The organism is Bacteroidales bacterium (genome assembly GCA_018334875.1).
GTDB lineage: Bacteria > Bacteroidota > Bacteroidia > Bacteroidales > UBA12077 > JAGXLC01.
Genome location: JAGXLC010000183.1, coordinates 1 through 8,086, shown reverse-complemented (window position 1 = coordinate 8,086; position 8,086 = coordinate 1). Strand labels below are relative to the sequence as shown.

The window sequence follows — 8,086 nt, the reverse complement described above, 5'->3', positions numbered from 1 at the left end:
CCAACTTTGACTATGCCGGTCCGTTGAACGAGATGGTAGTTATGGGCACTGTAGCAAACCGTCTGCAAAGTCTCAGACGCGAGTTGCACTGGGATGGTAAAAACATGGAGTTCACCAACATCGATGACGACGACGAACTTCGTGTAGTTGAAAGCGACGATTTCAGAGTTATACAGGGTGACCCACGTTTCGATACCAAATATAAAACGTTCAACGCCAAACAAGCAGCTCAGGAATATATCAAACGTCCTTACAGAAAAGGATGGGAGCTTGATATAGACATCGATATTTAAATGAAATTCAAGTGCCTGGCCATTTTTGGCCGGGCCTGTTTTTTTAAGTTTAGTTAAAACCAAGTAAAAACAAGTATTATGAAAAAACTAAAAACAATAATTCCCGCAGTGCTCAGTTTGGCCCTGTTGCTTTCGGCTTTTAACGGTTGCAAACAGGGCGCAGAAAAAGAAGAGGGAGAACAATTGATGAATGAGTTAACTGAACAAGAAAAAGAAGAAGGCTGGAAGCTTCTGTTCAACGGTGAAACCCCGGAAGGTTGGAGAAATTACAACAAGGAAACTTTCCCCGACAGCGGATGGGTTGTTGAAGATGGTACCATACGGTGCATCGGATCCGGCCATGGTGAAGCCGGCGGTGCAGGAGGCGATATCGTGTATGATCAAAAATTCAAGGATTTCCGTTTGAAATTTGAATGGAAAATTTCCGAAGGCGGAAACAGCGGTGTATTCTATCTGGCCAAAGAAATCGAAGGAGAACCCATCTGGAAATCCTCTCCCGAATTTCAGATTCTGGACAATGAAAACCATCCCGACGCCGAAATGGGTGAAAACGGGAACCGCAAGGCAGCTTCCCTTTATGACCTGATCCCTGCGCAGCCTCAGAACACCAAGCCATACGGCGAATGGAACGAGGCTGAAATCATGGTTTATCAGGGTACCGTTGTTCACAGACAAAACGGCGAAGACGTTGTAGAATATCATTTAGGTACGGACGACTGGAAAGAGATGATTGAAAACAGCAAGTTCAGCGATTTTGAAGAATTCGGCAAATACCGAAATGGATATATCGGTCTGCAGGACCACGGCAATGATGTATGGTACAGAAACATCAAAATCAAAGAACTGTAAATAATTCGTATCTCATTTAAAAATCCTGCATTCCTCAATTTTTGATACAGGAGGTTAAGAATGCAGGATTTTTTCTCGCTCTAACTTAAATAAACAATTATGGCAGCAGGTGACAGAAGAAAATTTTTAAAGGATCTGGCGACTGCGTCAGCAGGATTTCTTTTCTTTGCCGGAAAAGATGCTCCACGAAATGACAATTTATTCTTTGACATTTCGCTTGCAGAATGGTCACTGCACAGAAAACTTTTTAACAACGAAATTACCAACCTCGACTTTCCATTAACGGCAAGAGACAAATTTGATATTCACGCGGTGGAATACGTGAGCACGTTTTTTAAAAACACCAAAATTCATTATCTGGCAGATCTCAGAGATAGAACAGTCAACGAAGGAATTGATAATGTGCTGATCATGGTTGACGGAGAGGGAAACCTCGGCGCAACCGACAGCAAAGAACGTAACCAGGCAGTTGAAAATCATTTCAAATGGATTGAAACAGCTAAATACCTTGGTTGCCAAACCATACGCGTAAATGCCAGGGGTGAAGGCTCAAAAGAAGAAGTAGCCAAAGCAGCCACTGACGGATTGGCAAGCCTTTCCGAACGTGCTGCTGCAGAGGGCATCAACGTGGTTGTTGAAAATCACGGAGGATACTCTTCAAATGGCCAATGGATGTCCAATGTGATTAAACAGGTAGATATGCCCAATTGTGGAACGTTGCCGGACTTTGGCAATTTCGATATCAACGAAAATGAAAGCTATGACCGGTACAAGGGTATCAAAGAGCTTATGCCCTATGCAAAAGGGGTAAGTGCCAAAACTTATGATTTCGATGAGAACGGAAATGAAACCTCCATGGATTATTACCGAATCATGAAAATCGTTAAGCAAGCCAGCTATCGGGGATATGTGGGCATTGAATATGAGGGCAGCGACCTCAGCGAGGAAGAAGGCATTAGAGCAACAAAAAAACTGCTGGAAAGGGTAGGCAAAAGGTTGAGTTAATATCTGATAACCAAAAAATAAAACCCGCATTCCCGGGACCGGTTAAGGAAAATGCATTTTTGCCCGGCAAAATCCGTCCAGATATATAAAAGAATCCCTTTAAACTGATTGGTCAAAGTTTAAAGGGATTTTTTTAACCCTTAAATAATGCAGGTTAAAAGCTTCTTTATAATAAATATCACTTTCTTCTTTTCCACACCAAAGCAGCAGCACCCAGAATGGCACCGTGTTTTTCCTTCAGCTCGGAAAACAGAATGGAAGTCTTTCCCTGATAAACTTTCAAAACATGTTGGTCGAAATATTTACGCGTAGGATTGAGGATCATATCCCCGGATTTGGATAAACCGCCATATAGAAAAATGGCTTCGGGGGTCGTGAAAGCGACCGCATCGGCCAGTTTTTTACCCAGATACTCACCGGTTATTTCAAATGCTTTTTGGGCAAGCGTATCCCCTCTTTTCGCCGCTTCATAAATATGCTCGGAAGTCATCTGAGAATAAGAAAATTCTCTAAGCTCACTTTCATCCGTTTCACTGGCTAGCAATTCAAACATGGTTCTTTTGATCCCCTGTGCAGAAGCATACGTTTCCAAACAGCCTCTCCGGCCACAGCCACACATTCTTCCGGATGCAGGATAGACAAATATGTGACCCATCTCCCCGGCGAAACCATCATGTCCATAAACTAAATCGCCATTAACCACTATTCCGCTACCCAGACCTGTACCCAGGGTAATCAGAATAAAATCCTTCATATTTTTGGCAGCGCCAAACATCATCTCTCCAATAGCAGCGGCATTCGCATCATTGGTCAATACAACCGGTACATCAAAATATTTATTGAACAGCTCTACCAAGGGAACAATTCCTTTCCAGGCAAGATTCGGAGCCTGTTCAATGGTTCCGCTGAAAAAATTGCCGTTAGGGGCGCCTACGCCAATTCCCTTAAAAGTGTAATCATCAAACTCAGATAATACCTTTTTTATCTTATCACTTAAAGCCTCCACAAATTCCTCAGCTTTCGGGTAATCTTTTGTAGGAAACCGGTCTTCCTTTAATACCTCTCCCGCATCTGTAACTACACCAAAACGGCTGTTTGTACCACCAATATCAATTCCAATAGCTATTTCACTCATATTCTTAATTTTATTTGTTTATTAATATTCGTTCACATTGGCCTACAATTGCGAAGCAATATATAAAATACAAAAGAAGGAACCAAGAAAACCAGTCGAATTCGACCTTTTTTCCTAAACGTCCGAAGTGTTAACCGGGAGCGCATGATCCGGGGATTCCTTCAATAGCATATATAATATTGGTTTTAAATTCAATCAATTGGCATTCCATTGGTTATCCGCTTTCTTTCCAAGAAAGATACATTTTCCGGTTGCGGTTCCGGTATGCATAGAAAGCAAGCCCCAATAACAAGATTACGCTTATATATACAAAAAGGGGAATGGGAACAGCCTCACCGCCGGCATAGGAATGTAATCCCGAAAGATAATAATTTACACCGAAATAAGTCATCAATACTGAGGATAAAGCAAATAATGAGAGCACATTGTAGGCGAATAAACTTTTAAATCCGGGTATATGCCTGGAATGAACCACAAAACTATATACAATTATTGTAATAAGCGACCAGGTTTCTTTGGGATCCCAGCCCCAGTAACGGCCCCAGGCCTCATTAGCCCAGATAGCACCAAGGAAAGTGCCAATGGTAAGCAGATACAGCCCTAATATCATGGATTTATAATTGATTACCGTGAGATCTTTTATGGTATCCAATATGCGATCATGCTTGTTATCGGAAACCACAGCATACAGGATCATTACAATAAGCCCCAGAATAGCTGACAAGCCGAGAAATCCATAACTACCCGTGATCACTGAAACATGCAATGTTAGCCAGTATGATTTCAGCACCGGTACCAGACTGGTTATCTCAGGATCCATGAAACTCAGGTGAGCCACCATAAGCGTAAGGGCGGAAAGGATGGAAGTAGCAGCCAATGTCAGCCAGGATCTCCGGATAAAAAGAAAACCTCCCAGCAAAATCACCCAGGAGATAAAAATCATTGACTCATATCCATTGCTCATGGGAGCATGGCCGGAAATATACCATCTGAGGATAAAACCGGCCGTATGAAAAGCAAACCCTATTCCTATAATCCAAATCAAAATTTTAATGAAAACGTCAGGTCTCTTCCTTCCTGAAATGATTCCCGATAAAAGCAATATTAGCAAAATCAGTCCTGACATGGCATAAAAAGGAAAAAGTCTCTCAAAAATCCTGGTCTTATAATACAATATTTCAGCATTAACTTTGGTTTCAGAAGGAAGCTCATATCCTGCAAATTTTCGCTGGTACTCCTTAACGGAATTAACATATTGTTTTGCCTGATTCCGGTTGCCGTTTATAGCAGCCTGACGAAACATCCCCAATATATTCCTGACAAAAAGCGAATCATCTTGACTCTTTGCATTTTCGGCTGCATTTTGAGGTTTGCCCCATTGATTGGTGCCATCCCGAAGAGGGAAAATCTTCAGAAAGTCTCCCGAAATCACCATGAAACAAATGTTAACTCTTTCATCCACTTTAATGACCTCTTTATCGAATTTATTCCGCTGGGCTGAAGATTTGGAATACGCTTCCTGCACATATTGCCTCAGTTTGTAAGAATTGTTCTGCATATCCACCAATTGATCAATAGAAGCATATTTCCCTTCCACCCCCAAAACATTCCTAACCCCTTTATTGGAGATTTTAATGAGCGGCTCCTCTTTCCAGTTTTGAAAATCATAATGCATTCCCAGGAAAACCTGCATCGAATTAAGTCCCTCATATTCATTATTTCGGTTTACTTTCCTTAATACATCATGACTTAGGGTAAACAAGGGTTTGGTCCGTCCTTCCCGGTCCTGAACAAGGATTTCACCGAATTTATTGGCCAGCTTCCTGTCAATCGTCAGCTTATTCCCGGTATTACTATTTCCCCAGGCTACACCCGAGAATACCAATAAGAAAAGCAAAATCCCTGCACCTTTTTTCGCGGGTGATAACCAGTAACCGGTATGAACCCTTCTGAAAACCGACTTTTTGTTGAGCAATGAAAGTATAATAAACAGAAAAAGAAGCGAATACCCGGCATAAGTAATCCCTGTACCCACCGGATCATGATTGACCGAAAGCACACTCCCTTTCTCATCCTGATCATAAGAAGACTGATAAAAACGATAACCCCTGTGTTTTAGAATGTTGTTCATATATATCATAAAAGTCTTATTCACTCCTTTTTCTTTATCTATGACCTTAACCTTACTTCGATAGGAAGAAGGTGACTGGGATCCCGGGTAGCGCTCCAGGATAAACTCCTGCAATTTGATCTGAAAAGGGATCTTCACCTGTTTGGGTTTATAATCCAGCTTGAATTTGCGACCTTCATGGGTGAAAACAGCAGGTTCTGCTGCATTTTGACCGGACCTTACATAAAGGTCTTTCTCCTGTTCACCATATTGTAAACCAAACTGGAGCACATCCCTGGTTTCTGTATTTTGTCCCGGATGGCTTCTTACAGGTTTCACAATGGCTGATGCAGCCATTTTCTGAACCACCAATCGCCATTCGCTGATATCATAGATATACATGGGCTGAAGGCCCACCTTTTGATTTTTAGGGAATGTTGATGACTCTTTTGTCTGCATACTTAACCTGGTGAACTCCTTGTCAGAGGAAATATAAAAGCTGTCTCGCCGAAACCCGATTCGAATGTCCAGAGAATCGGCTTCGGAATATCCAAGGCTGAGACCATCCAAATTTTTAGTATCTCCCGGTGAAAGGATAAAAGCGTTTGCTTCCTGCCTGCCTTTACCGGCGCTTAACCTGATAACCGGCTGGCCATTAGGATTCTCAACAATGGCCTCCCTGGCATCTGGGATATACTCCTTAAAGGAAACTTCATAACGCCTATCGTCCAGATCTATTTCTTTTTCATATTGATCAGAGGATAAGGTAGTAACAATAAATTCTTCAGCATCGGTATATAATGTGTTCCCATTCTCATCCCGGACAGTTAAATGGATGTAATTGTTATCCGTCTCAACATAGTTTTTTGCCTGACCTTCTCTCAGATGCAGCATGCCTTCAAATCCAAAGTAACGGGTTATCCCCGCGCCAAGGATGATAAGGAGGAAGGCACTGTGAAATACCAGTATTGTCAGCTTACCGGGACGGTAAAGCCTGAAACGGAAGATCTGTCCCAAAAAATTCAGAGCAAGCAAGACAAAGATCAGTTCAAACCATTTTGCATTGTATACCAGTTGTCTTGCTGCAGCAGCACCGTAATCGTTCTCAATAAAGGTGGCTATGGCCATGGACATGGCAAAAATGATGAATAATGCGCCCATAAACCAGGAAGAGAACAAAAAATTATTTCGTCGTATCATAATGAATCATTCACTATTTATAATTTACATAATACACAAACCGGGGAATTTGACATTGTTTAAAAGATGGTTATTCCTTTCAGCCACCCTTCAAAGGGGTTAAATTTATAACATTTTACTTTAACACTATGAGGTTTCTGACATATATCAATACAAAATCATCTTATTATCCGGTTAAAATTCTGTTAATGAAATGTGTCAACAACCAATTCCAAAATAGTAAGGATTTTTCTTTAAACAAAAAATCGGATCTTATGGTTTAAAAAATTAACCTGGATCATTCATAAACTTCACTTCGTTTGTTTATGAATGCGGGGTGGATTGCGGGGTGGATGCAGGCTCGCCTTCGCGAAGCTTCAGGCGCCTACGCTAAAGCTTCAGCGACAGCGTGCGGAGCAAGGTAACCCCGCATTAGAAAAACCGGCTTTTTGCTTCAATAAATTTCGCAAAAAGCCAGGTTTTTCAATAGCGTCAGAATTATTTGAGAATAATTCGGGTTAAAATCGGTTGGATTCGCAGCTAAAATTATATACATTAACCCCGGAATCAAAAACCTAAAAACCATTGAACATGCAACTTATTAAATACCTTACAATTAGTCTATTGATATTGTCCTTGGCAACAAGCTGTGGGAAAATAACAAGGATGCACCAGAACGCCTACGGCTTTTCTGAAGCCGGAAATTATCAAAGGGCCCTGGAGCTTTATGAACAAATCATGACTGAGAAGCCGGAAGATCCCCTGATCCTGAACGATTACGGATGGACGCTCTTCATGGCTGACAGTCTGAATGACGCTGTAGAAAAATTGGAGATGGCAAAAAATAAAACCAATGACGGAGGCAGCATTTTAGCAAGAAACATAAAAAAGAATCTGCATATTACAAACTCCTACATCAGGGTAAAACAGCAACTTCAGGAAGGCAATCCGGAAAAGGCGAAAGAAATACTGGATGAACTAGACAAATCGTGGAAAGCCAGGGAAATGAGGCTGAAACATTATGCCCTGGTGTATGAAAGCATGGGAGAAGAAACTCAAGCCAACGAATACTGGCAAAGGGTACTGGATTTTTACCCGGATGACGGAATAAGAAATCATTTTCAAAAACTGGCTTCTTCCAAAATCAGGCAGTAATATTTCTTTAAAACCTTATTTTTCCTATATTAAACATTAGTAGCCATAATGCGCTCTCTAACTTTACAACCTTACCTTATTTTTTCTGGCATCATGGTAATAAGGTAATAAGGTCGATGAAGGGGGGATTCCAAGGCTACTAAGTAGATGAGGCAAAATAAGGTTTTCCGTAGGGTCCTGTCCCTGCTATATTTTCTTCCTATGTATCCTCATGTGGTAAAAAATTTTAAACCATCTAAGCACATCTAAATATTCTCCCACACAAGCCCGTAAGGCCTGGGTTTTCTTCAAAGGCCGGAAAGCGGCTCACGACCGCTATGCAGCTTATCACTCAGAGTTAAACCTTTTAAAAAAACAATA

Annotated in this window: 6 protein-coding genes; 4 read left to right on the top strand and 2 right to left on the bottom strand. The window is 41.4% G+C overall.

What is annotated here, in order from left to right; translation table 11 throughout:
• The 3 genes from KGY70_13555 to KGY70_13545 form a co-directional block, all read left to right on the top strand.
• Positions 1 to 293, top strand: a 293-nt coding sequence (locus tag KGY70_13555; GenBank protein ID MBS3776215.1) for a gfo/Idh/MocA family oxidoreductase, incomplete at its 5' end; no start/stop codon positions are given.
• Between the two features lie 78 nt (positions 294 to 371).
• The gene (locus KGY70_13550) at positions 372 to 1,142 is read left to right on the top strand and encodes a DUF1080 domain-containing protein (GenBank protein MBS3776214.1); all 771 of its coding nucleotides are present in this window, start codon (positions 372 to 374) and stop codon (positions 1,140 to 1,142) included.
• 99 nt (positions 1,143 to 1,241) lie between these two features.
• Positions 1,242 to 2,147, top strand: coding sequence for a sugar phosphate isomerase/epimerase (locus tag KGY70_13545; protein ID MBS3776213.1), 906 nt, complete (start codon positions 1,242 to 1,244; stop codon positions 2,145 to 2,147).
• Between the two features lie 178 nt (positions 2,148 to 2,325).
• Here KGY70_13545 and KGY70_13540 read toward each other — a convergent pair whose 3' ends face one another.
• The gene (locus tag KGY70_13540) at positions 2,326 to 3,282 is read right to left on the bottom strand and encodes an ROK family protein (protein MBS3776212.1); all 957 of its coding nucleotides are present in this window, start codon (positions 3,280 to 3,282) and stop codon (positions 2,326 to 2,328) included.
• A 214-nt stretch (positions 3,283 to 3,496) separates the two neighbouring features.
• Positions 3,497 to 6,592, bottom strand: coding sequence for a cytochrome c biogenesis protein CcsA (gene ccsA / locus KGY70_13535; GenBank protein MBS3776211.1), 3,096 nt, complete (start codon positions 6,590 to 6,592; stop codon positions 3,497 to 3,499).
• 645 nt (positions 6,593 to 7,237) lie between these two features.
• Between ccsA and KGY70_13530 the strand changes: the two genes are divergently transcribed.
• Positions 7,238 to 7,726, top strand: a complete 489-nt coding sequence (locus KGY70_13530; protein ID MBS3776210.1) for a tetratricopeptide repeat protein — start codon at positions 7,238 to 7,240, stop codon at positions 7,724 to 7,726.
• Positions 7,727 to 8,086 lie beyond the last annotated feature (360 nt).

Bases quoted from the DNA above. Each gene is read 5' to 3' on its own strand.
- KGY70_13550 (MBS3776214.1), top strand. From the start codon at position 372: ATGAAAAAACTAAAAACAATAATTCCCGCAGTGCTCAGTTTGGCCCTG.
- KGY70_13545 (MBS3776213.1), top strand. From the start codon at position 1,242: ATGGCAGCAGGTGACAGAAGAAAATTTTTAAAGGATCTGGCGACTGCG.
- KGY70_13540 (MBS3776212.1), bottom strand. From the start codon at position 3,282: ATGAGTGAAATAGCTATTGGAATTGATATTGGTGGTACAAACAGCCGT.
- ccsA (MBS3776211.1), bottom strand. From the start codon at position 6,592: ATGATACGACGAAATAATTTTTTGTTCTCTTCCTGGTTTATGGGCGCA.
- KGY70_13530 (MBS3776210.1), top strand. From the start codon at position 7,238: ATGCACCAGAACGCCTACGGCTTTTCTGAAGCCGGAAATTATCAAAGG.